This window comes from Paraniabella hibiscisoli, assembly GCF_022512515.1.
Taxonomy (GTDB): domain Bacteria; phylum Bacteroidota; class Bacteroidia; order Chitinophagales; family Chitinophagaceae; genus Niabella; species Niabella hibiscisoli.
In genome coordinates, this window is the sequence record NZ_JAKWBK010000001.1 from 3,527,486 (window position 1) to 3,554,247 (window position 26,762).

28 protein-coding genes and 2 pseudogenes are annotated in these 26,762 nt (G+C 41.0%); 11 read left to right on the plus strand and 19 right to left on the minus strand.

What is annotated here, in order from left to right; genetic code table 11:
• Positions 1 to 28: 28 nt before the first annotated feature.
• Positions 29 to 1,805: pseudogene (gene glgB, locus MKP07_RS21940) on the minus strand (1,4-alpha-glucan branching protein GlgB).
• On the minus strand, positions 1,760 to 2,008 hold the full coding sequence (locus MKP07_RS21945) for a hypothetical protein (RefSeq protein ID WP_240849121.1): 249 nt from the start codon (positions 2,006 to 2,008) through the stop codon (positions 1,760 to 1,762). The pseudogene glgB and the gene MKP07_RS21945 overlap by 46 nt, the downstream one beginning before the upstream one ends.
• 280 nt (positions 2,009 to 2,288) lie before the next feature.
• Between MKP07_RS21945 and MKP07_RS21950 the strand changes: the two genes are divergently transcribed.
• The 6 genes from MKP07_RS21950 (at position 2,289) to MKP07_RS21970 (ending at position 5,893) form a co-directional block, all read left to right on the plus strand.
• Positions 2,289 to 2,864, plus strand: coding sequence for a carboxypeptidase-like regulatory domain-containing protein (locus tag MKP07_RS21950; protein WP_240849122.1), 576 nt, complete (start codon positions 2,289 to 2,291; stop codon positions 2,862 to 2,864).
• Between the two features lie 104 nt (positions 2,865 to 2,968).
• Positions 2,969 to 3,115: a hypothetical protein gene (locus MKP07_RS21955; protein ID WP_240849125.1), complete on the plus strand. Its 147-nt coding sequence runs from the start codon at positions 2,969 to 2,971 to the stop codon at positions 3,113 to 3,115.
• Between the two features lie 32 nt (positions 3,116 to 3,147).
• On the plus strand, positions 3,148 to 3,360 hold the full coding sequence (locus tag MKP07_RS21960) for a hypothetical protein (RefSeq protein ID WP_240849126.1): 213 nt from the start codon (positions 3,148 to 3,150) through the stop codon (positions 3,358 to 3,360).
• Positions 3,351 to 4,727, plus strand: coding sequence for an outer membrane beta-barrel protein (locus tag MKP07_RS21965; RefSeq protein WP_317235872.1), 1,377 nt, complete (start codon positions 3,351 to 3,353; stop codon positions 4,725 to 4,727). The genes MKP07_RS21960 and MKP07_RS21965 overlap by 10 nt, the downstream gene beginning before the upstream one ends.
• Positions 4,709 to 5,101 (plus strand): outer membrane beta-barrel protein, encoded by a 393-nt coding sequence (locus MKP07_RS39235; RefSeq protein WP_317235873.1) that lies wholly within the window; start codon positions 4,709 to 4,711, stop codon positions 5,099 to 5,101. Before MKP07_RS21965 ends, MKP07_RS39235 begins: the two co-directional genes overlap by 19 nt.
• A gap of 84 nt (positions 5,102 to 5,185) precedes the next feature.
• Complete coding sequence (locus MKP07_RS21970) at positions 5,186 to 5,893, plus strand: GLPGLI family protein (RefSeq protein ID WP_240849128.1); 708 nt, start codon at positions 5,186 to 5,188, stop codon at positions 5,891 to 5,893.
• On the opposite strand, the gene MKP07_RS21975 is transcribed toward MKP07_RS21970, so the two are convergent.
• Together MKP07_RS21975 and MKP07_RS21980 are read right to left on the minus strand one after the other, a co-directional pair.
• A complete protein-coding gene (locus MKP07_RS21975; RefSeq protein WP_240849130.1) occupies positions 5,890 to 6,312 on the minus strand; it encodes a hypothetical protein in 423 nt (140 codons plus the stop codon). The two genes, MKP07_RS21970 and MKP07_RS21975, sit on opposite strands and share 4 nt — an antisense overlap.
• An 8-nt stretch (positions 6,313 to 6,320) precedes the next feature.
• Positions 6,321 to 7,163: an aspartate kinase gene (locus MKP07_RS21980; RefSeq protein ID WP_240849132.1), complete on the minus strand. Its 843-nt coding sequence runs from the start codon at positions 7,161 to 7,163 to the stop codon at positions 6,321 to 6,323.
• 146 nt (positions 7,164 to 7,309) lie between these two features.
• Here MKP07_RS21980 and MKP07_RS42850 point away from each other — a divergent pair.
• The 5 genes and pseudogenes from MKP07_RS42850 to MKP07_RS22010 all read left to right on the plus strand — a co-directional run bounded on the left by MKP07_RS42850 (position 7,310) and on the right by MKP07_RS22010 (position 10,524).
• Positions 7,310 to 8,070: pseudogene (locus MKP07_RS42850) on the plus strand (ABC transporter ATP-binding protein).
• A 65-nt stretch (positions 8,071 to 8,135) separates the two neighbouring features.
• Complete coding sequence (locus MKP07_RS21995; protein ID WP_240849134.1) at positions 8,136 to 8,579, plus strand: FKBP-type peptidyl-prolyl cis-trans isomerase; 444 nt, start codon at positions 8,136 to 8,138, stop codon at positions 8,577 to 8,579.
• Between the two features lie 4 nt (positions 8,580 to 8,583).
• Positions 8,584 to 9,111 carry a YfiT family bacillithiol transferase gene (locus MKP07_RS22000; protein ID WP_240849135.1) on the plus strand — a complete coding sequence of 176 codons (528 nt, stop codon included), beginning with the start codon at positions 8,584 to 8,586 and terminating at the stop codon, positions 9,109 to 9,111.
• A 59-nt stretch (positions 9,112 to 9,170) separates the two neighbouring features.
• The gene (locus tag MKP07_RS22005; RefSeq protein WP_240849136.1) at positions 9,171 to 9,740 is read left to right on the plus strand and encodes an NUDIX hydrolase; all 570 of its coding nucleotides are present in this window, start codon (positions 9,171 to 9,173) and stop codon (positions 9,738 to 9,740) included.
• Positions 9,741 to 9,948: 208 nt separating this feature from the next.
• Entirely contained in the window at positions 9,949 to 10,524 is a 576-nt protein-coding gene (locus MKP07_RS22010) for a DNA-3-methyladenine glycosylase family protein (RefSeq protein ID WP_240849138.1), read from the plus strand.
• 571 nt (positions 10,525 to 11,095) lie between these two features.
• On the opposite strand, the gene MKP07_RS22015 is transcribed toward MKP07_RS22010, so the two are convergent.
• From MKP07_RS22015 to MKP07_RS22085, 15 genes are all read right to left on the minus strand, one after another.
• A complete protein-coding gene (locus MKP07_RS22015) occupies positions 11,096 to 11,380 on the minus strand; it encodes an alpha-L-fucosidase (protein ID WP_394803594.1) in 285 nt (94 codons plus the stop codon).
• Positions 11,353 to 12,396 (minus strand): alpha-L-fucosidase, encoded by a 1,044-nt coding sequence (locus MKP07_RS22020; RefSeq protein ID WP_240849140.1) that lies wholly within the window; start codon positions 12,394 to 12,396, stop codon positions 11,353 to 11,355. Before MKP07_RS22020 ends, MKP07_RS22015 begins: the two co-directional genes overlap by 28 nt.
• Positions 12,397 to 12,544: 148 nt before the next feature.
• Positions 12,545 to 12,895: a hypothetical protein gene (locus MKP07_RS22025; RefSeq protein WP_240849142.1), complete on the minus strand. Its 351-nt coding sequence runs from the start codon at positions 12,893 to 12,895 to the stop codon at positions 12,545 to 12,547.
• 35 nt (positions 12,896 to 12,930) lie between these two features.
• Complete coding sequence (locus MKP07_RS22030; RefSeq protein ID WP_240849144.1) at positions 12,931 to 13,284, minus strand: hypothetical protein; 354 nt, start codon at positions 13,282 to 13,284, stop codon at positions 12,931 to 12,933.
• Positions 13,285 to 13,828: 544 nt separating this feature from the next.
• A complete protein-coding gene (locus MKP07_RS22035; RefSeq protein WP_317236072.1) occupies positions 13,829 to 14,275 on the minus strand; it encodes a redoxin domain-containing protein in 447 nt (148 codons plus the stop codon).
• 163 nt (positions 14,276 to 14,438) lie between these two features.
• A complete protein-coding gene (locus MKP07_RS22040) occupies positions 14,439 to 15,677 on the minus strand; it encodes a SusD/RagB family nutrient-binding outer membrane lipoprotein (protein WP_240849147.1) in 1,239 nt (412 codons plus the stop codon).
• On the minus strand, positions 15,604 to 16,140 hold the full coding sequence (locus MKP07_RS22045) for a hypothetical protein (RefSeq protein WP_240849148.1): 537 nt from the start codon (positions 16,138 to 16,140) through the stop codon (positions 15,604 to 15,606). Before MKP07_RS22045 ends, MKP07_RS22040 begins: the two co-directional genes overlap by 74 nt.
• A gap of 23 nt (positions 16,141 to 16,163) precedes the next feature.
• Entirely contained in the window at positions 16,164 to 18,116 is a 1,953-nt protein-coding gene (locus tag MKP07_RS22050) for a TonB-dependent receptor (RefSeq protein ID WP_240849149.1), read from the minus strand.
• A complete protein-coding gene (locus tag MKP07_RS22055) occupies positions 18,113 to 19,186 on the minus strand; it encodes a TonB-dependent receptor plug domain-containing protein (protein ID WP_262919864.1) in 1,074 nt (357 codons plus the stop codon). The genes MKP07_RS22050 and MKP07_RS22055 overlap by 4 nt, the downstream gene beginning before the upstream one ends.
• Positions 19,120 to 19,458: a carboxypeptidase-like regulatory domain-containing protein gene (locus tag MKP07_RS22060; protein ID WP_240849150.1), complete on the minus strand. Its 339-nt coding sequence runs from the start codon at positions 19,456 to 19,458 to the stop codon at positions 19,120 to 19,122. Before MKP07_RS22060 ends, MKP07_RS22055 begins: the two co-directional genes overlap by 67 nt.
• A 639-nt stretch (positions 19,459 to 20,097) precedes the next feature.
• Entirely contained in the window at positions 20,098 to 21,693 is a 1,596-nt protein-coding gene (locus tag MKP07_RS22065; protein ID WP_240849151.1) for a SusD/RagB family nutrient-binding outer membrane lipoprotein, read from the minus strand.
• A gap of 41 nt (positions 21,694 to 21,734) precedes the next feature.
• Complete coding sequence (locus MKP07_RS22070; RefSeq protein WP_240849152.1) at positions 21,735 to 25,070, minus strand: SusC/RagA family TonB-linked outer membrane protein; 3,336 nt, start codon at positions 25,068 to 25,070, stop codon at positions 21,735 to 21,737.
• Positions 25,064 to 25,204: a carboxypeptidase-like regulatory domain-containing protein gene (locus tag MKP07_RS22075; protein WP_240849153.1), complete on the minus strand. Its 141-nt coding sequence runs from the start codon at positions 25,202 to 25,204 to the stop codon at positions 25,064 to 25,066. Before MKP07_RS22075 ends, MKP07_RS22070 begins: the two co-directional genes overlap by 7 nt.
• A 100-nt stretch (positions 25,205 to 25,304) precedes the next feature.
• Complete coding sequence (locus MKP07_RS22080; RefSeq protein WP_240849154.1) at positions 25,305 to 25,538, minus strand: hypothetical protein; 234 nt, start codon at positions 25,536 to 25,538, stop codon at positions 25,305 to 25,307.
• A 52-nt stretch (positions 25,539 to 25,590) separates the two neighbouring features.
• Entirely contained in the window at positions 25,591 to 26,526 is a 936-nt protein-coding gene (locus MKP07_RS22085; protein WP_240849155.1) for an ROK family protein, read from the minus strand.
• Positions 26,527 to 26,762: the final 236 nt, after the last annotated feature.

The following is a 26,762-nucleotide window of genomic DNA, read 5'->3' on the forward strand; positions in this document are numbered from 1 at the left end:
TCTTTTACAGTTGTGTCATAGATCGTAGTTACTTCAGTATAATACCAGCTAGTGGCGGCAGATTGATTGTGATTCTATACTTTTTAGAGGCCTCATCTAACAGCTCGCTTCTTATCTCCTGATTAAATACATTACCGGTACCGTCAAACTCTTTGAGGTCAGAGTTGAAGACCTCCCGGGTGTAATGCTTACCGTAGGTTTCAATAACCCAGTTGTTGCGTACTTCGGGCGTGGCATTTAATATAATCAGTACATCATCTTCTTCTTTTTCAGCTTTCCTTTTATAGATCATCACACATTCATTACGGTGATTGAGGTCTACCCATTCAAATCCCCCGATATCAAACTGGCGCGTGTAAAGCGCCGGCTCATTTTTCAATACCTGGTTAAGCGTTTTTAAACAATGTTGTGCTCCTTTGTGGCTGTCGTGCTCTAACAAATGCCAGTCTAATTCTGATTTGTAATTCCATTCGCTGGTTTGTCCAAACTCGCTGCCCATAAACAAGAGTTTGCCTCCGGGATGTGTCCACATATAAGTGAAGAACAGCCGGAGATTAGCAAATTTTTGCCATAGGTCGCCGGGCATTTTAAATAGCAGCGGACTTTTACCGTGTACTACTTCATCATGACTAATGGGTAGCATAAAGTTCTCATCATAATAGTACATCATACTAAAAGTAAACTGGTTCTGATGAAAAGTGCGGTGAACTGCTTCCAGTTTAAAATAGTCGAGCGAGTCGTGCATCCAGCCCATCATCCATTTCATGCCAAAACCCAGGCCGCCTGTAAACGTAGGTTTTGATACGCCGGGCCAATCGGTAGCTTCTTCTGCAATGGTTTGTACACCCGGAAAATCACGGTACACCATTTCGTTAAGGTTTTTAATAAAGTCGATCGCTTCCAGGTTACCATCGCCTCCATGTTCATTAGGCTCCCATTCGCCCTCTTTGCGGGAGTAATTCAGCTTTAGCATGGAGCTTACAGCATCAACCCGTATGCCATCTATATGAAAAAGATCAAACCAGAACCTTGCATTACTGATCAGGAAGGACTTTACTTCGCCTCTTTTATAATTGAATATATAGCTGTTCCAATCGGGATGGAAGCCTTTTCGCATGTCGGCATATTCGTAAGTATGATTGCCGTCAAACATAAAAAGACCATGCGAGTCGTAGGGAAAGTGCGAGGGCACCCAATCTAATATTACGCCAATGCCTTCCTGGTGAAAAGCATCGACCAGGCGCATAAATCCTTGCGGATCACCAAACCTTGATGTAGGTGCAAAATAGCCGGTGATCTGGTAGCCCCAGCTTCCGTCGAAAGGGTGCTCTGCAACGGGCATAAACTCCACATGGGTAAAGCCCATTTCTTTTACATAAGGCACCAGGCTTTCTTTCATTTCATCATAGCTTAGGTATTTATGCTCATCAGTTGCATCAGGTCTTTTCCAGCTTGCCAGGTGCACTTCGTACACACTCCATGGAGCGTTCAACGCATTGTGTTTTGCCCTGTTTTGCATCCATTCGTTATCATTCCATTCATATTGCAGGTCCCAGGTTATAGAAGCGGTAAGTGGTTTTAGCTCCCAGAAATTAGCGAAAGGGTCGCCTTTATCTGCAATGCGGTTATTAGGCCCGGCTATGTGATATTTATAGAGTTCTCCTTGTTTAATGTCTGGTATAAATCCTTCCCAAATTCCACTATTATCCCATCTGGGCGTAAGGGGGTGAAAGCTTATCCCAGTCGTTAAAATTACCCGTTACAAAAACAAACTTGGCACTCGGCGCCCACACGCAAAAATACATACCCCAAACGCCGTTAACTTGTAGGGGGTGGAGCCAAATTTTTCATATAATGTATAATTAGAGCCATTCTGAAAATTAGTGATGTCTTCTTCTGTCAGGATGGAGTAGTTCCAGACAGGTTTGGTGGTGTCTATAAAATTTTTCTTTTCAAAACTTTCCTGCAAAATTTTAATATCAATAGGCATGGTGAATGTTTGAGGCAATTTACGATAATTATGATACCAACAACGTTGTTCAGGTTGAATTCCGTTATTCGCCGATAAAAAAGAGGAGTTTACCGGAAGTGAGGTACAGGTTACTTTAAATATTTCTATTTTTATACCTGATCGAATGTCAAACGGATGCTACGCGCTATTCGTAGATATCTATTATTGTCGTATTTTAACAAAAAATTGATTGCCTGAAATCTTTTTGTGCTAATTGTTTATGGAAATTTGTTTGTCGCGCGTCTTAAACGCTTATAACTACTTATCGAAACCAACTATGAGATTATACCTTACGCTTGCCTTACTGTTTGCATGTAGTCTATTCACTTATGCACAAACTTCTACTATCAAAGGAGCTTTGGTAGATTCCGCGGATAAAAAGAGCTTACAAAACACAGTAGTAGTGCTGGTGAATGGTAAAGATTCAACCTTGGTTGATTTTACCAGGGCAGGAGCAGAAGGTGATTTTCGGCTTAATGTACCCGATACGGGTAATTATACGCTAATGGTTACACATCCGTATTTTGCTGATATCTCGGAGAGCATAAAAATGCAGCCCGGTATGCCTGTTAATATGGGTTTTATCAATATGATTTCAAAAGCAAAGCTGCTGGACGAAGTTATTGTTAAGGCTAATAAGGCCATGTTTATGAGAGGCGATACAACCGTATTCACTGCCGATAGCTTTAAAGTTGCTGAAGGAGCAAATGTAGAGGAGCTTTTGAAAAGGCTCCCGGGTTTTCAGGTAGACCGGAACGGTAATATCACAGCAATGGGGCAAAGTGTGAAAAAGGTTTTAGTCGATGGCGAAGAGTTTTTGGTACCGATCCGGGTATTGCCACAAAAAATCTGAGGGCAGATATAGTACAGGAAGTTAAAGTATACGACAGGGCCAGCGATCAGGCCAATTTTACAGGCATCGACGATGGAGTAAAGGACAGAACCATTGATCTAAAATTGAAAGAGGATAAAAAGAAGGGATACTTTGGTAAGGTAGATGCCGGGGAGGTCTTAGAGAACGTTCGGCATTTAATGATGACGCAGGTAAGGGCAGGTACTATGGAGCTGCGATGCTCAACTCTTTCAAGGCTAAGCGAAAACTAGCAGCTTATGGTATTAGCAGCAACACTGGCTTTATGAACCTGGATTGGGAGGATGCAGATAAGTATGGATCGGGAGCTACAAGTTCCGGCATTACTGAAGATGGGGGAATGTATATTTCATACGGTGGCGGTGATTATAATTCAAGCAATGGTATTCCTGTTAATTATAACGGAGGACTGCATTACAGTAACAAGTTTAATAAGGATAAGAATTCAGTGAATGCGGCTATAGGTTTGTGCGCATAGACGCACCGGGTAATACGCAGGTGTTTTCTAAAAATTTTACACCGGATTCATCCTGGAATACGAATTCGATAAATAACTATTTGAGTATATCGGACAAGCATAGCGGCAATTTTGTTTTTGAAACAAAGTTGGACTCTATGAATACCCTAAAACTTACCACCGGTGTTAATTTGAATTTCAGCAAATCTAATGGCGATTACGATGTAGAAAATTTGAACGGTGAGACGAGTGCGATGATCAACACCAACAACCGGAGAAGTAATGATGATAGGGATCAATCGGCCTACAATGCCAACTTATTGTGGATGCATAAATTTAAAAAGCAGTATCGCACTATTTCTGTTAATACCAGCTTTAATGCCAATAAAAGTAACAGTGACGGATTCTTGTACTCCCAGCTGGACTTTTATAAGAACGATATAGTTGATAGTACCAATATTATTGATCAGAGAAATTTAATTAATAATACGAGCAATACTATAGGCTCTCGTATTTCTTATACGGAGCCATTGGCAAAAGACTTTTACCTGGAAGCCAGTTATGCTTTCAATAGAGTGGATAGGAATAATGTGCGTGATATTTTGGCAAAAGGTAATGGGGGAGCATATAATAATCGTGTAGACTCTCTAAGTAACAATTTTGATTACAATGAAATGTCTAATTCCCCTGGTTTTGGTTTAAGATATAGCAATAAAAAGGTGAATATTAATGTAGGTTCCTCAGTAGCTTTTACTTCCTACGATCAGCTGGATAATACACTGGGTACTGAAACCTCTTTTAGTTTTTCTAACCATTTTCCTCGTGCCAATATATCTTATAAAATAAAACCCAGCGAAAGTGTAAGGCTTTTTTATAATGGGAACACTACTGCGCCAAGTCTGAGTCAGCTGCAACCGATCCGGGTTAATACCGATCCGCTGAATCAGTATATAGGAAACCAAGATCTGAGGCCTTCGTTCGCCCATCGTTTCAGCCTGAGCTACGATAACTGGAAAATGCTATCCGAAAGAAATATTTATGGAGGTATGGATTTTTCGTTTACGCAGAATGCATTCGCTACGTTCGCTAGTATCAATAACGCAGTACGTACTTCTAAAACGGTTAATACAGATGGTATTTATAATTATAGCGTCTATTTGTCCTATAATAAAAAATTGCGAAAAGCTAATCTTCGCGTAGGTCTTAGTCCAAGAATTAATATGAGTCAAATGGTGGACTTTGTGGCCAGCTACAATGGTGAAACGGTTAAGAATACAACTAAAAATAGTTTTTATAATTTGCGATTAAGCATTTCGAGGGATGTAGAGAAAAATATAATTTTTATCTGGCTCCTTATTTTGGCTATAATGTGGCGAAAGCTTCGGTAAGTGAGCAGGCAAATGCCCAATACTGGACAGGAGGTGGGTACCTGGATATGCGTGTTTATTTACCAAAGGAAATTGAAATCTATAATACTATAGATGCATCTTTGAGGCAAAAAGACTCTCGTTTTCCGACTAATAACAATTTCGTTTTTTGGAATGCCGAGTTAATTAAATGGATTTACAAGAAGGAGTTTCAGGTAAAGATTGCAGTTAATGATATTTTGAATCAGAAAAATGGATATTCCCGGAATTTCAATAGTTTCAGCTTTACAGAAACCTATAATAATACTATTTTACGCAGGCACTTTTTAGTCGGGTTTGTCTGGAATTTCACGAAAATGAATGGAGGCGCTGCTGTAACTCCTCCCGCGAAATAGACCGTGAGAATGGAATGAGTTTATGCCACTATGCAACAATTAATTTAATACAATGAAACAGATTTTAGTTATAGTTTTTTTATAATGGGTGCTTTAGCTGCTAAAGCTCAAACCTATGTAAACAGCGGGTCTATTGAATATGAAGTTAAGACGAATGTACATGCTTTAAATGAGGGTGATGAATGGTTTGAGCGGTTTAAGGATCAGGTGCCCAAATTTACAGTTAACTATTATACATTATCGTTTAATGATAATAAGTCGGTTTATAAGTTTGACAGAAAGGGGGATACTAAAAGAGGGTTTTCCTTTGGCTTAAGTGAGGAGGAAAATGTCTGGTTTAATGATTACAGCAGCAAAACCTATGCTACGCTGATGACGCTTGAAGGGTATTTGCTTTTTAACGGGGAACAGAAAAAGATTAACTGGAAGCTGGTGCCCAATGATCAGCGCGAAATTGCCGGGTTTAGTTGCCGCAAAGCTCAGACAGTTTTATTTGACAGTGTATATGTTTTTGTTTACTACACAGATAATATAACGCTCAGTGGTGGTCCTATGAACTTAAATGGATTGCCCGGCACTATACTTGGTGTAACAGTACCTCGTTTGCATACCAGTTGGATGGCAACAGGTTTAAAACTGGATAAGCCGTCTGCGGCATCTTTGATGCCACCGACAAAAGGTAAAAAGAAGACACAGCAGGAGGTTAAAACTGATCTGGCAAGCCTGGCGAAATCCTGGGGCTCCGAAAGCAAGAGATGGCTGGATCAGATGTACTGGCGAACTTTTCTTTAAGCCTCTTCTCTATACAGCAACCGCATATTGTGAACGGTTTGCTGTCTCACTAAAAACTGTTTTTCCTCCGCATGTTTTTTCAGCGAAGCATTATCGTAATGTCTTATGGTTAACAGGGTTAAACCAGGTGTAACCTGTACATCAAAATTTTCAGATGCTTCAGCAGCAAACTGGCTGATCTTCTCCTCCCTGTTGTCAAAAGCATAGGTAATGCTGATCGCACCGTTTTGTGTAAGGGTAGGTGTGATAAAAAGCTTTTCAAATAATTCGTACAATATCTCGGTGTTGTGTTCTCCTATAAAAGAAAAATCTTTCGATTTTAACTCCACCATCACCTGGTTTCTCTTAATTACTATAATAGGAGGGAGCTGCTTAACGATATTATTATGAATATGCGTGCCGGGCAGGTCCTTATTCAAAAAGCATTTTACAAATAATGGATACCTTTATTTTGTAAGGGTTTTATAGTTTTAGGGTGAATGACCTGGGCTCCGTAATAAGCCATTTCAATCACCTCCGTATAATTCAATTCGGGGATAGGCACGGCATCGGCAATTTCTTTCGGGTCGGCATTCATCACGCTTTCTACATCCTTCCATATAGTTTGGCTTTCTGCGTCGAGCATGTTGGAAAATACAGCCGCCGTATAATCGCTGCCTTCACGTCCCAGCGTGGTGCTTTCATTTTCATCGGTGGCGCCGATAAATCCCTGGGTTAATACCAGAGCACCTTCTGTTAAAACGGGGCGGATAAGCTCATCTACTTTTGCCTGTGTAAAGCTCCAATCAATATTGGCGTCTCTGAAATTGTCATCGGTTCTGATGATGTCCCGCACGTCTATCCATTCATTGCGAACGCCGGCTTCATTTAAATAATGGCTTACAATTGCAGTAGACATCAGCTCTCCCGAGCAAACAATCTGGTCATAATAATAGTCATATTCCCTTACAGGCTGATCGTGCAATAACCATTCAACTTCGGTGAAGAAGTCCTTCAACTGAGCTTCGCAGGTAAGGTAGTTAGTTACTAAAAGGTACTTGGCTGTATTTAAATGCTGCTGCTTCACTTGCTCAAAAAGCTGTAAAGCCTCCTCGTTTTTTTGCTGGTAGAACGCTTCTGCTACTTTTTCGAGGGCATTGGTAGTTTTGCCCATAGCAGAAATTACTACCAAAAGCTGTTCGTTTTGATACTGCACTAAAATATCACCAACATTTTTTATTCTGTCGACACTATTTACCGAGGCTCCGCCAAACTTAAAAACTTTCACCATTTGTATTTTTAGAAAGTGCAAATGTCGTGGTTTGTTGGCAATATTTTGAGCGTCTGGCCCCAGTGCCTGTAGAAAAGCAGGTATAGTTTTTCTGATACAGCCAACTTTTCAACTGTCATCTGCCAACTAAATTGTAGTTTTAGCGCATGGCAAATGTGAAGATTTCTGTAAGGGACCTGGTAAAAAACTATGGCGATTTTAAGGCCGTTAAAGGCATTTCCTTCGATGTTTTTGAAAACGAAATATTTGGATTGCTGGGGCCTAATGGTGCAGGAAAGTCTACTACCCTCGAAATAATAGAAACACTTCGTAAAAAACAAGCGGCTCCGTACAGGTGGCAGGCTATGACCTGGATGAAAATCCTAATACCATCAAAGGGCTGATTGGCGTACAATTACAGGCCAGCAGTTATTATCCCGGTCTGAGTCTGCTGCAACTGATCGACCTGTTTGCAGGGTTATATAACCAGAAAGTGGACGGGATGGAATTGCTACGCTCCGTAAACCTGGAAGAAAAGGCAAAGGCGAAGTTCAAAGAGCTAAGCGGCGGTCAAAAGCAGCGTTTTTCGGTGGCTACCACGCTTATTAACCGGCCGCAGGTAATATTCCTGGATGAACCAACCACCGGCCTCGATCCGCAGGCACGCCGTAATTTGTGGGAACTCATTAAAACAATTAAGGCGCAGGGAACCACCATCATTATTACTACGCATTATATGGATGAGGCAGAATATTTGTGTGATCGTATCGCTATCATCGATGCAGGAAAGATTGTGGCCCTTGATACACCCGATAACCTGATCGACCACCTGGTCGACTCAGGCTTTGAACGACCAAGAGAGGTGAAGAAGGCCAACCTGGAAGATGTGTTTATTCAATTGACCGGTAAAACCCTTAGAGAAGCCTGATTTATTTACCGGATGAATTGAATGAGTAGTATAGGTTTTATGAATTATTTTTGAAAAAATGTTTTATGGATTTGAATTTACAACAAAAATTACGTTCCGCTATGAATGAAAAAATAGAAAAGCAAAAACAGGAAGGCAGCGATTTTTTAGCCGCTAATAAAAGTAAAGAAGGAGTGCTGGAGCTGGAAGGTGGCATTCAGTATGAAGTGATCAAAGAAGGTACAGGTATACAACCTGAGTTGTCCGACTCAATAACTGCTCATTATAGAGGTGCATTATTAAGTGGTAAAGAATTTGATAGCTCTTTTAAACGCAACCAGCCTTTTACTGCACGCCTTACCCAATTGATCCGAGGTTGGCAAATTGCTATTCCTCTGATGAAAGAAGGAAGCCACTGGAGATTGTGGATTCCTTCAGACCTGGCTTATGGTGACAGGGGAGCTGGTGGTGATATTCCGGGTGGCGCTACTTTATTGTTTGAAGTAGAGTTATTAAAAGTAAACAAGTAGGGATTTGGAAATAGAAAATCAATATCCGATTGGACCCGCTTCTTTTGTAGAATTTTCTACAGCGGCAAAAGAAAGTGCATTGGGTGATATACAATTTTTACCCAATGCGCTGGAAGCCGCAATTCTGAACCTGGATGAAGCGCAACTTCAAACGCCTTATCGTACAGGCGGCTGGACGGTTAACCAGGTGGTGCACCATGTGGCAGATAGTCATATGAATGCCTATATACGGTTTAAGCTCGGCTTGACAGAGCCAATACCTACTGTAAAACCCTATGAAGAACAATTATGGGCAGAGTTAAAAGATGTATCGCTTATCCCCATCAATGTGTCTATCACTTTGCTGTTTGCATTGCATCAGCGCTGGTATGCTGCCCTAAAAGACCTGGATGATACCGCCTGGGAAAGATCCGTTTTTCATCCGGCATCACAAAAAGAATTATCCTTATGGTACTTGCTGCAAATGTATTCCTGGCATGGCAGGCACCATGTAGCACAAATCAATGGTTTAAGGGAGAAAATGAGATGGTAGGTTGACTGGGGGACACAAATGAGCATCGGCTATGGACCATAAACCATCACCTGTGAACAATGAACAAAAAAATAATGGAGATGAAATGGGAAATACTGAAATCGGAGCAATTATTTAATGATCTCTGGTTTAAAGTAAGAAAGGATACCTGTAAAACACCGCAGGGGAAAATTGTAGACCCTTATTATGTTTATGAATTCCCGACCTGGGTTACCTGCTTCGCTTTAACGGCAGATAACAAGGTAGTAATGGAGTTGCAGTACCGGCATGCCATAGGTGAAACCTGCTGGGAGATTCCGGGAGGTTGTGTAGATGATACAGATGATAACCTCGAGTTCGCTATTAAAAGGGAACTTTTAGAAGAGACGGGGTATGAATTTGAAAATTTTGAATACCTGGGCAAAACCTGTGCTAATCCATCTACCAATAATAACTGGATGCACATGTTCCTGGCAAGAGGCGGCAAAAAAACAGCTGATCAAAGCCTTGATGAGAATGAGGAAATACATGTTGAGCTGATGGATCTGGAAGTTTTCAAAGAGAAATTCAGGAATAATGAGTTTATACAATCGATGCATGTGACCTGTATGCTGTATGCGTTGATGAAGTTAGGAGAGTTGAAAGTGTGAGTAGAGAGTGGTAAACAGTGAATAGTAAATGGTGAATGGTAAATAGTGAATGGTGAATAGTGAATGGTGAATAGTGAATGGCTAGTCGGTATTAGCATTTGTTTTTGTATCCGGGAACAAGCTTCTAATATCCATCATTCAGTATCCAACATCAAGTAACCCATATCCGGCATCCATGTACCGCAAACAATTAAATAAAGACAAAGTAATGAAGGCCCTGATTAAGACACAGGGTGTTTATGTCATTGAGCCCCAAAAGAATGTTTGCCTGCAACTTTGTGCTTCGATTATGAGCCAGCAGTTAAGTACCAAAGTAGCCACCGTTATCTATAACCGTTTTTTACAGCTGTTTAAATCGAAATCACCTAAGCCCGCTGATATATTGCAAGTGCCTCACGAAACTTTAAGAGGTATTGGCTTGTCGAATGCTAAAGCGCAGTATGTAAAAAATGTGTGCCATTTTTTTATTGAACATCAATTAACCGATGCCAGGCTTTATAAAAAGAGTAATGACGAAATACTAGCGCTGTTAACGCAGATAAAGGGAGTGGGACAGTGGACTGTAGAAATGTTGCTGATGTTTACGCTGGCCAGACCTGATGTGTTTTCTACCGGCGACCTGGGTTTACAAAAAGCCATTGTTAAACTCTATAATGTGGAATACGCCAACCAAAAAGAACTTTTCGAGAAAATGAATACTATTGCCAATACCTGGGCACCTTACAGAACCTATGCCTGCCGGTATTTGTGGCGGGCTTTGGATATGCCACTGATTCCCTTATAATATTATCCTCTATTTTATTTTTCGGAACCTGTAAGTGCAACCTTCAATACAAAGTCCGCTGAGCTCTAAAGTATCTTTACTAACTCTGATAGGATAGAAAAAAGTGCTGTCATTGGAAGCCTGTTTAGTGAAATAGGTGACCTTCCAATTGTTTCTTAAGGTTGCCCCAAATTTCCCCTGGGGTGCTATTGAAGAAAACGGCCAGAATTCTGAACCTGTTCCATTGGTTAGCTGATAGGTAGAGTCTGCATGAATCGTAAGAACCAGCCCGTTTGCAACGTTTTCCCAATGCCAGGGCGATCCGGGTGATACATACTTTTCGGTGTGCTTCCACTCGCCAACCGCTTTATTGTCAGGATTGGGTACATAATCATTTACCGGTTGCTTTTTTCGCAGGCTGTAAAAAACGCCAGCGCAATGCAGGCGGTAAGGATACTTTTCATATTTGCCGTTTCTTATGAAGACGTAAACGCAATGGCAAGTGCAACAGTTTTTAAAGATTTTGGAATATATACCTTCACTTTACCGTTAGATAATTCCCATTTTAATTTTTGCTTTGTCTGTAATAGGGTCATAGTACTGCCTTTGGCCGGTATATTTCAGTCCATTCAATGGAAGCCGGTATAACGGTGTTCTCTTCGAGTGGAATCAAGGCATATAGTTTTTTGCCGGCTTTCGCTTTAGTAAAAAATACGCTGCCATCCTTATAAATATCTGTAGCTCTCGTGTTGTAAATGGCTTCACCGTTGGCATCCATCCAATTGCCTATTTCTGCCAGCCGGTCAATAATGGGTTGTTGTAGCGTACCATCGGCACCTGGGCCTACGCCTAGTAGAAGACTTCCTCCTTTGGCCACAATTTCAATAAGGCTCGCAACAACTTTATGCGCCGACTTAAAGTTTTCGTTGGGCACATACCCCAGGCACCGCCCAGTGTCATGCAGCTTTCCCATGGATTGTCGATCTTATGATCCGGTATGCGCTGTTCCGGTGTTTGGTAGTTTTCGTAAGGGCCATGAACGGTACGATCAACCACTAAGAGTCCGGGTTGTTTTTTACGCGCCATCGCTGCTATTTTCGGAATGTCCACGTCCTGGCTCCACTCAGGTATAGGGGCGCCCCAGCTTAATACTTCTGCATTTACGGTTTCTTTGGGGCGCACCCAGCCGCCATCCAGCCACAGCATATCCATGCTGCCGTAATCAGTCATCAGTTCGCTGATCTGGTTATAAGTATATTGTTTGAATTTCTCCCATCGCCAGGGAAATTTCCTGATATCATAATTGTTGTTCCGGTTGGCTGTTTCATAAACCGGCCACCAATAGTTTTCGCTATGCCAATCGGGTTTTGAAAAGTAAGCGCCGATCATCATGCCTTCCTTTCTAAAAGCATCAAAAACGTATTTAGCCACATTGGCTTTGGGATTGTTTTTAAAGGGGCCGCTGGTAATCTTAAAGTCAGTTTCTTTGGTATCGAACATGCAAAATCCATCATGATGCTTGGTGGTGAATACGAGGTATTTCATGCCCGCCGTTTTTGCGGCCTTGGCCCATTGGTCGGGGTTGAAGTTAACGGGGTTGAAATCTTTTTGCAAACCCCAGTACCATTTTTTATAATCGCCATAATAAGAGTTGCTATCTCTGGTGATCCAATCTTCAGAGCAAAGGGACCATGACTCAATAATGCCCGGCAAGGCATACAATCCCCAGTGAATGATCATGCCAAACTTCTGATCCTGCCACTGATCCAGCTTTTGTTTTACCTGCGGATCGGCAGGCCATTCGTATTGAGTAGAGGAGGGGTGAATGCCTTGTTGCTGGGCGGTTAATGATACAGTTGTAAAAAGTATAATAAACGCTAAAAATATTTTCATTTTTATGGTTTTTTTTTTTCGGATTTTCACATTAGGATGATCTTAAGGGCAAAAAAACTGATTCTTAGAGTCAAGGATCTCCCATACAAATATGTTCTCAGGTATAAGAAATGCTGTCATACTTTTTAGAAGGGTAAAAATTATAAATCTATGTTTTCATCCCCTCTTTGTAGGGAACATATATCATCAATAGTGTAAACATTTCCATTTTACTATCCATGTTTTTAGCAGAGTAAACCACGGCCGGAGGATTATTTGGGTTATATGGGTTTTGCGAAGTATTGTCATATGAGCCATCTATTGTTAGAATAGATCGGGCGGGGATTTTAGTTAATTTTTTCATTCGATACATTTCCTGCCATTTATAATCCCAGTTTGGAATTGAAACAAGAGGAATGGTATCTTGTGTTGGTGTTACCGCATATGATTTAAATGATTTACCCAGCAAGTGCATATGAGGCCAAACGTACATAACCGACTGCGCGTCTCTTGTAGCCATTTTAAGTTGAAAATCATTTATCTTATTGGGCTGGATTACAAAATTGGGTGTAATGTCCCGTTCTCCGATTCCCCTGACCCAAAACTAATTATTTTAATTTTACGCTGAATTGGCTGGCCGGTGGTGGTTAAGTTTATACCGAAATCAAAAAACTCTTTGACTGGTGTTGCTGAAAAGTGAACAGTAAAAATGATGACGCCTCTTTTCGGTAGCGTCCATCCAAATCCCTTCGGATATCTTTCTCCTGAAGCGCCGGGAATCCATCCGGTGTAGTAAATGGGTTTGTTAGAAAGATGGTCGTATTCTCTCAAATTTGCGTTGAGATTATCTGTTTCGATAAAGTTATTTCCGCCAGCTATACTAATGGCTGAGTCTTCAACGGAGAACACTCCGTAATTAACGTGATGAACTACTTTTTTATTACTTGAAATAAATTCTATGCCTTCTATATTAACCTCCGATATTTGTTCAAAAGGAATTTTAAATAAAACAAAGCGTTCGGTATTGTCTCCTTTAACTGAATACTGGAAGTTTGACTTAATAGAAATACTGGTTTGATGTTTTTCAAAAACGTCTTTTTTAAAGATTGGGGAAGCGTTTTAGCTTTCTGTTCTTTTGCGCCATTTTGGATCCAATCTAAAAGCACTTTTTTCTCTTCATTTGTTAATGACTTGTCGTTTGAATAACTACAATAGCTATTGTCGGCTTTCCAGGGTGGCATATATCCTGACTCTACCGCTGTTTTAATGGTAGTTACTTTCTTTTTTATGTCATTATAACTGATGAGTGAAAAAGGTGTGTCTCCGCCTGGTTTGTGGCAATTGCCACATTTATCAACTATTATCTCAAGCGCGGATACAACCTGTGAGAATGCTGATGTTAACAAAATGAAATGGAACAGTAAAAAGAGGATTATTTTTTTCTCATTTTATATTAATCAATAAAACAGCCAATAGGCTTTATATAATCTATAACAGGAGTAGTGTTAGAAAGCACATCCGAAATCGCGTTTTGAAGATAGTTAATTTTAGGTTCGCTTTTCGTTTTTCCCAAGCCAACTACCCAATCATCAATTGCGCCATGGTATAAAATTTCCCCCTTCGATATAACAAAACACTCCGGAGTAATTTGGGCTTTTAGTGCTTTGGTTAACTTTCTTCCTTTATCGAGAATAAGTTCAAATGGTATTTCGTACTTCTTCTGAAATTGGCTATAATCTTTTCGTGGTGAGGTTGTGTCTGGAAAAACTCCATAGAAAGCAACATCTGGGTAAAATGTTTTGGACAGTTCGTTTAACGTACGTGTATATTTTTGAGAGAGTGGACAGTCAACAGAAAGAAAAATCACTACCTGTAATTTTTTAACAGAGTAAAATTTAATTTTTTTTCAGTTATCGTAGTGAGTGTCATAGTATCTGTCAAAGAATGTTTGTATTGAGCATTAGCAGATACCACTAAACAAATAAATAGTATTATAGAAAATAGCCTGAACATAAAAAAATCAGGATTGCGGTACCGCAATCCTGATGAAGATACATTAAAAATTATGGAACATCCCACCATACGCGGCCTGTTATATCTGTAAGGTTTCCGAAATTTGGGTCTTTCTGCATTTCTTCAATAGCAGCTTTTGCATTTGAATAATTAAAATCACTGATAGATGGCACATTAATAGGCCATCTGCGAGGCATCTTGATTTCATTTCCGAGGTTTGTTTTTCTTTCAAACGGCATAACTACACCTGTTGTACTGGGATAGCCGGTTCGTCTTCTCAAAGCCCATCCTTCACTTGGATTTTTAAAGAAATTAATATATTGCTGTACACAGACCTGTTCTACACCTTTAGCCGCATCGTATTTAATTGCAGGCATATTGAGGTAAGCAGCAATTTCGGCATCTGTAACTGCAGTGAATCCAACAACTTTTGCATCGCTGCCCCACTCATTGTAATCTCTGATGGAAGCTTCGATGCCTTTTTTATACCAGTCTTCGGCATTTTCTGTAGTAATACCCCTTGCGGCCAATTCTGATCGCATAAAACAAACATCAGCATACATAATAATAGGGAAACTAACCAATCCCTGATTAATAGCACGATTAAAAAGAGCTAACTGTATTTCAGACGGATACATAATATTAGCCCCGGGAAAATTATTGAAGTAAAAGCTCTTGTCAGCTTGATTCAACGCTTCAGCGCCAATATAGCGGCCAACATAGTCCCCATCGTATGTAGCTGTTGCAGGAATAGTTCCTGCAGTCTTTGCCGCATTAAACTGAGTTAAAGTTATAGCTGTTTTTTTGTAAAAATTTCTTATCCTCGGGTCGCTATTGGTGCGCATGAAGTCAACCATGCCTTTTGGGCCGGCTATACTTGCAAAAGTAGCCCAGTTGCCTCCATTTACGTCATTGCTGCCCGCTTTGAAATACCAGGACGCGCTGCGACTATTGATAGGGCCTACATTATCTGCCAATACTTCATCGATAATTGCTTTTGCCGCGGCCGGTTTTCTTTTATACATACGCATAGCAATTTTTAACCTAAGTGAGTTTGCAGCCATCGCCCAGTTTTGCGCTTCATTTGCTGTGCCATGGTAAAACAGATCGTATGTACCATAAAGCTGCTGGTTAGGTAGATTACTCTTTAACACAGCAACACTTGCTTTCAGTTCATTATCTAAAATGGTATATAATTGTTCCTGAGTTTCATACTTAGGTGTAAAAAGCGGAGGGGTTGTATACCTGGCTTTGAAGGCCCTCAGTATAAATAATGCTGCCCACAGCATCTGACAAATAAAATGCGCTATAAGCCATGGGTATATAGGTGATGGCATTGATATTTTCATACCTGGCCTTATCTGCATCGTTCATTTTGCTGATAATGTTACGTATTTCAACCAGGGCACCACCAGATCCGGTAGTTTCCCGGGTATAGAAATTGTCTGTACGGTAGGGGCGGGATGAAGCCGTCCAGATTGCAGTGTAATTGGAGGTGGACGCCAAATAAGCAGGCAAACCACCGGTTCTTACCCAGTAATCGGTCCAGGTTTGAATATTTCTGTTGATGTCATAATAAGCCTCAAAATCATTCAGATTTATTGCTATTACAGCATTGGGAAACAGCGTCTGGGGTATAGCATTTTCTGCCACAATCAAATCAGGGTCGGTGTTTATTTCAGCAAACTTTTCTCTGGAGCAAGCAGGAAGCAATATCGCTGCACCGATTAGGTATTTAAAAAATTGTTTCATTATGTCTTTTTTAATTTCATTCATTAAAAATCAGCATTAATGGAGAATCCGAATTGACGGAAATAAGGCGTTCCTCCTCTTTCAATAAATGCACCTGAGCTTGTCGAACTTAAATTATCGGGATTTACATCATCTGGTGCGCTATTATATAGGAACAGCAGATTGGTTCCAGTAAGCGATACTCTTAAGTTGTTCATTTTTATTTTAGATGCAATGTTTTGTGGGAGTTCGTAAGTAAATGAAACTTCCCTTAAGGACACCCAGGAGGATTCAAAGGCTGCCATAGATCTTAAGCCAGTTGCCCACCCGTAAGTATTATTATAATAGTCACCTGCTGGAGTTGGTTTAACCCATCCTTTCGCATAAGCATCAGCTACTGTCATGCCGCCAACATCATGCTGTTGTCCATCCGGGCTAGCAGCAGCAGGGATTATTGTTCCAGGTGCAAATACACCTACAGGTAAAATACCATCAGTTCTTGTACCAGGGGCCTGACCGTTGTAGTTGGTTTTGCTCTCATAAGTTAACCCACCCAAATCAGCTGTTCTTCCGAAAAGGGTACTGTTTAACATACCATATTGCGACCCATATCCATAAGTGGTTGAATATACCATGCCTCCAAACTTAGCATCCAAAAATGCACTCAATGTAAATCTTTTATAATTAAAGGTATTTCTTATACTGCCCAGGAACTTCGGTAAAGTAGATCCAATAACCGGATTACCATCACCTCCAACTGTAGGATTATAGGTTGTTGCACGTGCGTAGTAAAGAATTGGGTTGCCTAATATGCCGCCGTTAGAAGAAAAACTAACCACAGGCATACCATTTAAAGGGCTTGCAATATTATTTCCCTGACCATCCCGTGCCTGATAAGAAGCGTAAGAGTAGGGGGCTACTATAGATCCATAATCGCCTCCAACCTGGCCAACTGAATAAATTCCATCATCCTGATCTAATGTTTGAAACTTAGCTCCAAAGGCTAATGAGAGTATTTTATTGCGATTTCTGGTGTAGTTAACTAATACATCCCAAGAGAAGTCACTTGTTTTTACAGGTGTTCCGAAAAGAGAAAATTCGATACCTGTATTTTTAACCTCACCAGCATTTATCAAAGCGCTTCTAACTCCGCTTTCAGCAGGTATCGCCCCTGCTCCAAAAGGAAGAATCTGGTTTTTTGAGTTTTGTTGGTACCAGGTAAAGTCTCCACCCAATCTGTTTTTGAACATTTTAAATTCAAACCCTGTTTCGTATTTTGTATTACTTATTGGCACCAGGAAATTGTTAGGAAGCGCATCCCCGTTGATGCCATACCTAAGAATCGTATTGCCGTAGGCGTCTATATAATTGCCATAAGTTCTGTAAGAGCCTGTGCTGGTTCTGTAAGCATCTGTACCTCCACCCACTTTAGCATACGATAACCGTACTTTTGCAAAATCTATAACCTGAGGCATTTTAACAGCATCTGTAAATACAAATGATAAGTCAGCTCCCGGATAAAAATAAGAATAGCTACCATGTCCGTCTCTGTAAATTAATGTACTATTCCAGTCATTTCTACCATATATGTTAAGGAATGCGAAATTCTTATAGCCAAAACTTCCCTGGTAAAATAGTGAGTTTATTTGTGTGCTGTTGGGCTTTTGTTCAACAGTATATATGTTCGACCCTGCATTGTTTGATAATCTAAAAACATCTGGGACTATTAAACCATTAGTTCTTAAAAATACACCATGTGCTTCAGTTTTGTTCAACTCACCACCAGCCTTAATTAAAACATCAAAATCCCCAAATTTCTTAATGTAATTGAAGTTGCCGTTGTAGCGCGTTTGTCTAACTGTAGCTTCGTTTACCGAATATTCTCCTCCCGCAAAATTGTCGTTCCTGCCTCTTACTTTTCCGGTATAGTAGGTGCCTACCTGGTTGTATGAAGCGCTTCCTTCAAACCGTAGCCATTTTGCCAGGTCCGCTCTCAAGTTAAAATTGCCTCTAAAGTTGTTTTCGTTCTGCTTGTATTTATTTTGAAATAGATACCAAAATGAATTATTAGGACCACCCAAACCTCTTTCTGTAATTCCCCAAGGGCCGTATCAACATAATTATTTAGCCAGTAATTGTAATCGAAGTTTCTGGGAACCTGGTAACTGGATGAGTAAAGAATTGAATTGCCGCCCTGCAACGCCGGGTTGGTTGCATCACTTAAAGTGTAATTCGCATTGAAGTCCATCAACACAGCCTGTATAGGTCTGTGTGTTAACCTAAGTGAGAAATTGTTTCTTCCAAATTCATTATTGGGAGTTGCGGATTTCGCACTCAAATTTGAATATGAAAATCTAACAGTTGATTTTTCGTTGCCTCCGGAGATGCCAACGTTAGTATTCCTTGTAATACCTGTTCTGTATAGTGCCAACGGGTCGTTGTATCCTGGATTATTAGGTCTGTATTCTCCTGAAATATCCCTGAACATCTGGCCTGTCATTTCAGGTCCAAAGCTATAAGCGTAAGAGCCCGTATTAATTTGAAGTGTATCGGCTATAACTTTATTCCAATCATCGGCATGAACGCCGCCACCGAATCTGTCTTGTAATTTTACTGTTTTATAAGCGCGTTCAAATAAGAGCGATTGAGAGAAGGAAACGCCAAGACCTCGTTGTGAAAACCCTTTTTTAGTCTTAATAAGAATAACACCATTAGAAGCGCGGCTTCCATATAATGCTGTAACAGCGCCACCTTTTAAAACGGAAATAGATTCGATGTCATCCGGATTGACGTTTTTCAATATATTACCAAAATCCTGATCTCCACCTCGGTTGGGAAGTATAACCTGGTCATCCATAACGATATCGTCAATTACTACCAATGGTTGGTTGCCGTAAGGATCAAGACTGGCGCTTCCTCTTATCAGAAAACGCGTTGAAGCCTGCGGTCCTCCGGCATTAGGGGTAACTTGTAAACCCGGCACCATGCCTCGAAGCGCGTTTATGGGATTAACGTTGCCCGTGCGCCGTATATCATCTCCTGATATTTGGGTAATGGAATAACCCAGAGACCTTTTGCCCTGTTTTCACCAAATCCAGTCACTACAACTTCCTCTTCTAATTTCCCAGAACCCGCTTCAAGTACGATATTGAGTTCATCACCTGAGCCTACATTAACTCCTTTTGTGATATATCCTACTGAAGAAAACTCTAAAACTGCTGCGCTATTATCTATCTCTATCGAATAGCGTCCCTGTTCATCGGTTATAACTGCTTTTACAGTTCCTTTAAGAGAAACAGTGGCCGCAGCTAAGGGAGTGCCCTTGTCATCACTAACCACCCCCGGATGGTTCTTGTTGTTTGCGCTAACAAATAAGTACTATTTAATAGCAACAACACAAAGAATAGAAGTAGTTTTTTTTTCTTCATACCTGTTGTTTTTGATTTGATAAAAGTTTTGTAGACAGCCTAATGCAAGCGACTAGTCGCTTCACATAGTATTGTTTAGTGTGACGTTACAGTTTACGGTTTAAATCCTAAAAAGTCCCTTCACTATTTCTTCGATATTCGGAGCAATAGTATCTTGGTAGTTCTGCTTACTGATGTTAGTTCTCTCAATATTCGCTATGGCACGCACCAGTATATGGTTTAATTGTTAAGTAAATGTAAACTATCTTTTTTATAATATACAATACTTTTTAAATTTTTTTATAACTTTTGTTAAACGGTTGTACGGTTTGATGTGAGGTTAGTTTTTGTTTTAAAGTGAAGTAGTAATAATATTTCCAAATCTTTGCTGTTTCAGAATGCTCCCAGCCCGTTTGAATTAACCTCCAGACTTAATAGCGTTAGTCAAGTAGCGAGGAAACAAAAAACCGCCCGAGGGCGGTTCATTTTTGATTATATAGCTTTTCCGTCTAAGGCGCCCAATATACTTTTTGTATTGCCTGCGCATCCGGGTTAGCGCCATTAGTTGCTTTCATCCAGTTTTCGTGGTTATTGGTTTCCTCATCGTTTGGATAGGGAGTTTATTAAATACCTGCGGGGTGTAACCTGCTGCTTTGGGTGTTAGACCTGTTCTTCTTGCAATAGCCCAAGCCTCCGGTTGCTGCCATAAAGTAGCTAACCATGCCTGAGTTACGATCTTTTTAAGATTGCCTGTATTGTCGCCCGACACTAGTGCCACTTTAGGATTGGCCAGGAAATCGGAAATAGTGTTAGCCGCCAACGCGGGTTTAGATGATGGCCAGATGCCGCTGGTAGAAGACGCAACATAAGTATACCAGAAATTAATGGAGGCTGTTAATCCGGCCTGGTACTCCTGGTTGGCTTTGGCAAAATCAGCAGCTACACCCATACCCCGGGTATAAATTTCAGCTTTCAATAAATGAACATCTGCTTCAGAAATGATAATATAAGGAAGCATGGTATGATCTCTTACCAGGTAAAAATTAAAACCGGCAAATTTATTATCTGCCAAAGTATTAGGTGCTGCAGGTGCATTGGCATCTGTGTTGGGGTAAAGTGTGCTTGAACCCTCAGCTACAGATTTGTCCTGAGGCTGTGGTACCCATTTGCCCGAATTGTTTGGCATAAACCATACATAAGTCCGCGGATCAAAGATGCCTGAGCCGTTGTCTGCACTACTGGAAGATATTTCATTCCATACATTTGAGCTCAAACGAATATTACTTACAGATGTTTCCCTGAACGCATACCACAACCTATCGTTATAGTCGGGATTTTGCGGTACTACAATTTTAGGATAGTTTCCGTAATTGTTTTGCCGCATCGCGTCCATGTCTGCATAAGTTATAGCGTTAGGAAGCGGTTTGTTCCCTCCGATAATGTCGGTAATGATCGGGTTGGCCAGGGCTGCATTTTTGGCATGTAACCGAACAGCGTAGCGTAATCGCAACGCATTGCCAAACTTGATCCATGAATCATAGTTGTTATTAAGGAACGACTCGTTACTACCCAGGGATACCTGGTCTGAAGCAGCAGTACCAACCTTGATCGAATTAACTGCGGTTGAGAGATCACCTAATACAAACTCGTATATACTTTGATCACTATCATAAGAGGGACGGTATTTAGTGGGATCACTGCTTGCATCACCTGCATTGGAATAGGGGATACTGCCGTAGCGATCTAACATAGATAAAGTTCTCGAAGATATCAATATGGTAGAGATTGCCCTTAAATTAGTAAAGGCTGCAGGATTTATATCTCCGTCTATTAGCTTAACGAGCAACTTGTAATCTGCCAGATCCCGATAGTAATTATTCCAATAACTTGAAATATAGTTAGTATAAGGCACTGTTACGTTTTGCACACCCTGCTGGTTTGCTAAGGGCATAAGCACACCAACATGTAGCGTATAATCTTCTTCGGTGGCTCTACGGCTTAACTGGTTAAACAAGGCTACCGGCGATGCCGTAGCAACCGACACATCTTTATAGGGACTGTTTATTTCTTCAAAATCTTTTGTACAGGAAGTCGACAGAAGCAGGCAAAGTACACCTGCACTGGCTGTAAACTTCGTAAAGATTTTAGATGATATATTTCTTTTCATAATGAACGACTTTTTTGAATTGACAAATTCTGTTACCAGGATTAGAATGATGTTCTTACGGTAAAACCGAAAGAGCGGGTTTTAGGCATAGAAGAATATTCAATACCCTGAACATTACCAATACCATTTACACCCTCGGGATTTAGCCCTTTAGGTATAGTTGTAAATATGTAAAACAAGTCGCGGCCATATACGGACAAGTTGAGGTTTTGCAGAAATCTGGTGGCTTTAACAACGTTCTGAGGTACCTGGTAAGAAAGAGAAACTTCTCTCATCTTCATCCAGGAGTTTTCAAATACAGCAGCCGAGCGCGGTACACCGATATGGTTCCATGCTGAGTACGTACCAGCATATTTCCATAAATAATGAACTACATCATTGTTCGGGGTGCCATCAGCAAATACTCCTCCAAAATTAACACCTGTATTGGCGGTTGTTCCGTCAGGATATACATAAGGAAGACCTCCTCCGTTACGCTCTTTCAATGTTTCATTCAGGTTGCCGCTTCCCATTGCTGCAGCATACGAACCGAAATAAGTGTCGCCTCCGATTTTCGCATCCGCTAATAAATACAGTGAAAAGTTTTTATACCTGAGGGTATTGGTAATACCGCCGGTGAGGAAAGGTTGTGAATTGCCAATAGGAACTTCATTGTTCGTTAAAACCCATTGGGTGCCGGCATAATAGGTCTGACCATTAGCTGTAAAAGTTACCGGTAAAGGATTGCCCTGTGCGTCATTCTGGGTGCCAGTGGCGCGTTTTACAACTTTTTCGCCATTCAGATAAGTGTAGTCTTTGCCGTATAAAGTACCATAATATTCACCTACAGCTACTCTTTGCGACACACCGGAACCACCGAAAAAGTTGCCGAGGTTTAGTTCTTCAATACCTTCAGATAGCTCCAGTACTTTGGTTCTTGCATGTGCAGCATTTATGCCTATGTTCCAGGAAAAATCACTGGTTTTTACAGGTGTTGCACTAAGTACTAATTCAACACCATTGTTTGCCAATGATCCGGTATTGATGGTAATAGAATTATATCCGGAAGAAATAGGCAGCGGGTTACTCAGGATCTGGTTGAAGCTCTTCATCCAGTAAGTGGTTACATCCAGGGTGATCCTGTTTTTAAGGAAAGCGAGGTTGATACCTGCCTGGAAAGCCTGGCTGCGGGCTGGTTTAACACCGGGTATTTTAACATTGTCAGGTAAACTGGACGCCAGCACTCCATTATAAGTATTACTTTCCAGCAAATTGTGTATAGCATAGGGGTCTGTATCACTCCCTGTTTCAGCATACGAAAGTTTGAACTTTCCAAAACTTAACCAGGATGCATTATCTTTTAAGCCGCGAATTCCATCAGTAAATACATAGCTCATGTTTACAGAAGGGTAGAAATAGCTATTGTCAGTGGAAGGCAGGCTGCTCGACCAGTCATTACGGGCTGTAGCTTCCAGGAATAATAAATTTTTATAAGATAAATTGAGGAATGAATAAACAGAATTGATCTTTTTCGCATATTTAAGTTCTTCAGCGGGGTCGTTGGGAGGGGTGCCGTTATTCAAAGCAAATATGAATGGTTTTACAAATGGAGCACGGGTTGCATTACTAATTGCTTTGTCATTGCGATAGTAATTCTCACCACCAACTGTTAAACTGGCATTAAAGTCACTATTGATAAATCCATCTTTGTATAATCTTAAATAAGCAGTAAGGTTACGACTCATATTGCGGCCCATCGTTTCTTTATAAACACCGTCTGCTTTACCTAAAACATCAATGGGATAAGTGATGAAAGTTGCCGCATCATTCGAATTATCTACGCCTCCCTGGGCTGTAACACTTAGGAAGTCTGTGAGGTCGGCGATTAATTTCAAACTTCCCAAAAATTGGTTCCGGGTGAAATCGTTATTATTTTTCATCAGGTTCCAATATTGATTATTAAGGTAGCCCGTGCTATAGGGGTATGCAGGAACATCCGTACCCGGATAACGACCATTGCCATTGGTGATATCTACACGTTCTCCATTGGGGCCAAAGGCCTGGGAAAACGCCAGTTCAGGGTTGTAATCTCTGGCCATTGAGTAAGTGGGGCCTGCCTGCCATGCAGCGCCTATTTGAGGAGCATTCAGCCTGTAGAAGTTAACATAGCTTGATGTAATCTCCCCACGAAGCCTATCACTTACTTTAAATGTAGATCCTAAATTAAAGTTGTTAGAGTGCATCTTGCTATTGATCATGTTGGGCGTAGTGTTGTTTCGCGTATACGAAGCCCTGAACGTTGCTTTTTCTCCACCTCCCGAAACGGCTACATTATGCATTGCTACAGAGCCATCAGGAAAAAATGCTTTCCAGTTGTTGGGCTGTGCAGAGTAAGGACGCAACACGCCGTCATAGTTCATAATAGGCTGATCATCAAACCTGGCGCCCCAGGAATAACTACCCGGATAACTAAAGTAGGAGTAAAAATCATAAGCATTAGGATAAGGTAAGCCACCATGCGAGTTGTTTACGTAGTTGCCACCAGGGTTGGTATTGTTTCCCACCTGCATTCGTTGCCCTTTACTATTAATAGGAAACCATTTAGATTGATCGGCGGTAGTCATACTGGCAACACCGCCTTGTCCGTATTCGTTCTGATAATCGAGCAACTCCCATGGTTTAGTTGCCCGGTACGAAAAACTGTAATCAACACCCAGGCCTGGCTTATTACCGCCTTTTTTACGTGTAATTAAAATGACACCATTGGCTCCGCGGGCGCCATACAAAGCCGCCGCTTCTGGTCCTTTTAATACAGTAATGTCTTCGATATCTTCCTGGTTGATCATATTCATACCGGTGCCCCAGTCGTTGTTACCTGATACATCGGCACCTACAGCGCCCAATACGGACTTGCCATTACCACCGTTATTGTTATTTACATTTACCGGATCATTATTAATGGCTACACCATCAACAATGATTAAAGCGCGGTTATCACCTGTAAGTAATGTATTACCTCTTACCACAAGCCTCGATGACGCTCCGTCAGCACCACCGCCTGACTGGGAAATTTGCAGACCCGCGACCTTTCCCATAAGTCCCTGAGCGATAGTAGGGGCCTGAGCAATCGTAAGGTCATCGCCTTTTACTGTTTGTGCTGAATATCCCAACGAACGGGCTTCTCTTTTTATTCCGAGTGCCGTTACAACTACTTCTTCCATACCCGTTGCTTCGGATTTGGTGAGCACTACGGAAAGTGTGGTGTTAGTACCAATTGCCACTTCTTTGTTGGCATAACCCACTGAGCTGAATTCAAGAACGACATTATTACCGTTTACTGAAAGCGAAAAGCGTCCGTCCATATCACTAACACCACCTGTAGTAGTACCTTTTACCACAAAGACGCATTTCCGATCGGGCTTCCCTGATCATCTGTAACGGTGCCGGTCACTGTTCGCTGCTGGGCATGTGACAGGAGTGCGCAGCAACTCATCAGCAATGCGAACAATAGTTTTTGCATTGTTTTCTTCATACTTGTTCTTTTTGATTTTTAAGAAATCGATACCAGTAATTGACTAATTAAATAGTAAGAATGGGATTTTTTCAAATGGATTTTTAAATGTTAGAAATGTTTATAGTGCAATCGTTTTTTCTGTTAATAGCCTGGGGAGCCGCTCGTAATTGTCCATGATCAGAGCAGTAGCCCCTACCAGTTCAGCATTATAACCCAGGGAAGATATCTTGATTTCGGTGTGTTCTGCGATTTTGGGAATGCAATGCTCATTAACGGCCTGCTGAATAGGCGCTACCCATACTTTTCCTGCTAATGAGCCAATACCGCTGATGACTATCAGCTCGGGGTTCAATAAATGGATCAGGATGGAAACCCCCGGCCAATATTATAAGCAGCTTCAGAAATCAGGTCAATCGAAAATTTGTCGCCCTTTGAGCGGCTTCAATTATTTTTTTGGCTGATTCTTCAATGCGCTCTTTGTTCAGCTCTTTTAGAATAGAGGGTTGGGTAAGTTTTTTAAATTGCTGAATACCTTTTTGAGCTACCACCATCATTGAGGTTTCGGTTTCCAGGCAGCCATGCTTGCCGCAACTACATATCTTATTATTATCAAAAAGGGGGATGTGGCTGAATTCTCCTGCAAAACCTTCCTTGCCTCTGAACAGTTTTCCATCGGCAATAATACCCAAACCAATGCCCCAGCCGATATTGATCACCATCACATGTTGTTTATTTTTGGCAGCACCCCACTTCAACTCTGCTAATCCTACCAGGCTGGAGTCGTTGTCGATTAGCGTAGGAATGTGCAGGGCTTCCTGTATCGTATTTACGATAGAATCGCCATAACTGGGAAGAAAAGTGTGGTTAACCCCCTTCGCTACGTCTACAAAGCCGGGCATGCCAATACCAATACCGGCAATTTTCGATGCAGGAACGTTGGAATTGCTGATAAAAGTCTTAAGATGCTCAATCAGTTCATTCAGGCTGTTGGGGTTATTGGCTAATACCAAGTCGAATTTCTCCACCTCTCCAACAATATTATTGTCATTGGAAATAAGCGCTACACGTGTTACCAGCTGGTCCATTGCCACAGCTACCACATAAAATACGCCCGACTTGATGCTGTAGGTTTGCGGGCGTCTGCCGCCTGTGGAAGCCGCATAGCCTTTTTCAATCACCATTTTCATGCTGATGAGCTCGCTCAGGTATTGCGTGGTAAGAGGAATGCTCTTACCAATCAGATTACTTAAATCGGCACAGGACAACTGTTTATTGAAAAACAGGTGCTTTAAGATTTCCTTATAGAATTTCTGCTTTTTAGAAATGATGTTGGCAATCATATTGATTATTTTCGTTAGGCAGTGTATTCAATTCTACATAAATATAGATACTTTTTTAAATTTTAAAAAACTTTTTAAAAAATTCACTAAACATTTTATTAACATAGCTGGTTTTGAGCATAGGGGTAGGTGCGGGAGGCATTACAGCAGAGTTAAGTGATTAGGAAAAGCTTAATATTTAATGTTGAATTAGGCAACCTGTATGAGGCATTTAATTGTGAATACTTAAGAGGTGT

What these genes read in the sequence shown, in the direction of transcription:
- MKP07_RS21950 (WP_240849122.1), top strand. Translation starts at nt 2,289, where the DNA reads ATGAGATTATACCTTACGCTTGCCTTACTGTTTGCATGTAGTCTATTC.
- MKP07_RS22075 (WP_240849153.1), bottom strand. Translation starts at nt 25,204, where the DNA reads ATGAAGAAAACAATGCAAAAACTATTGTTCGCATTGCTGATGAGTTGC.
- MKP07_RS21980 (WP_240849132.1), bottom strand. Translation starts at nt 7,163, where the DNA reads ATGGTGAAAGTTTTTAAGTTTGGCGGAGCCTCGGTAAATAGTGTCGAC.
- MKP07_RS22020 (WP_240849140.1), bottom strand. Translation starts at nt 12,396, where the DNA reads ATGAAAATATTTTTAGCGTTTATTATACTTTTTACAACTGTATCATTA.
- MKP07_RS22005 (WP_240849136.1), top strand. Translation starts at nt 9,171, where the DNA reads ATGAACAAAAAAATAATGGAGATGAAATGGGAAATACTGAAATCGGAG.
- MKP07_RS22025 (WP_240849142.1), bottom strand. Translation starts at nt 12,895, where the DNA reads ATGGCTACAAGAGACGCGCAGTCGGTTATGTACGTTTGGCCTCATATG.
- MKP07_RS22045 (WP_240849148.1), bottom strand. Translation starts at nt 16,140, where the DNA reads ATGAAACAATTTTTTAAATACCTAATCGGTGCAGCGATATTGCTTCCT.
- MKP07_RS22010 (WP_240849138.1), top strand. Translation starts at nt 9,949, where the DNA reads ATGAAGGCCCTGATTAAGACACAGGGTGTTTATGTCATTGAGCCCCAA.
- MKP07_RS21995 (WP_240849134.1), top strand. Translation starts at nt 8,136, where the DNA reads ATGGATTTGAATTTACAACAAAAATTACGTTCCGCTATGAATGAAAAA.
- MKP07_RS22065 (WP_240849151.1), bottom strand. Translation starts at nt 21,693, where the DNA reads ATGAAAAGAAATATATCATCTAAAATCTTTACGAAGTTTACAGCCAGT.
- MKP07_RS21960 (WP_240849126.1), top strand. Translation starts at nt 3,148, where the DNA reads ATGAACCTGGATTGGGAGGATGCAGATAAGTATGGATCGGGAGCTACA.
- MKP07_RS22085 (WP_240849155.1), bottom strand. Translation starts at nt 26,526, where the DNA reads ATGATTGCCAACATCATTTCTAAAAAGCAGAAATTCTATAAGGAAATC.
- MKP07_RS21970 (WP_240849128.1), top strand. Translation starts at nt 5,186, where the DNA reads ATGGGTGCTTTAGCTGCTAAAGCTCAAACCTATGTAAACAGCGGGTCT.
- MKP07_RS22040 (WP_240849147.1), bottom strand. Translation starts at nt 15,677, where the DNA reads ATGCTGTGGGCAGCATTATTTATACTGAGGGCCTTCAAAGCCAGGTAT.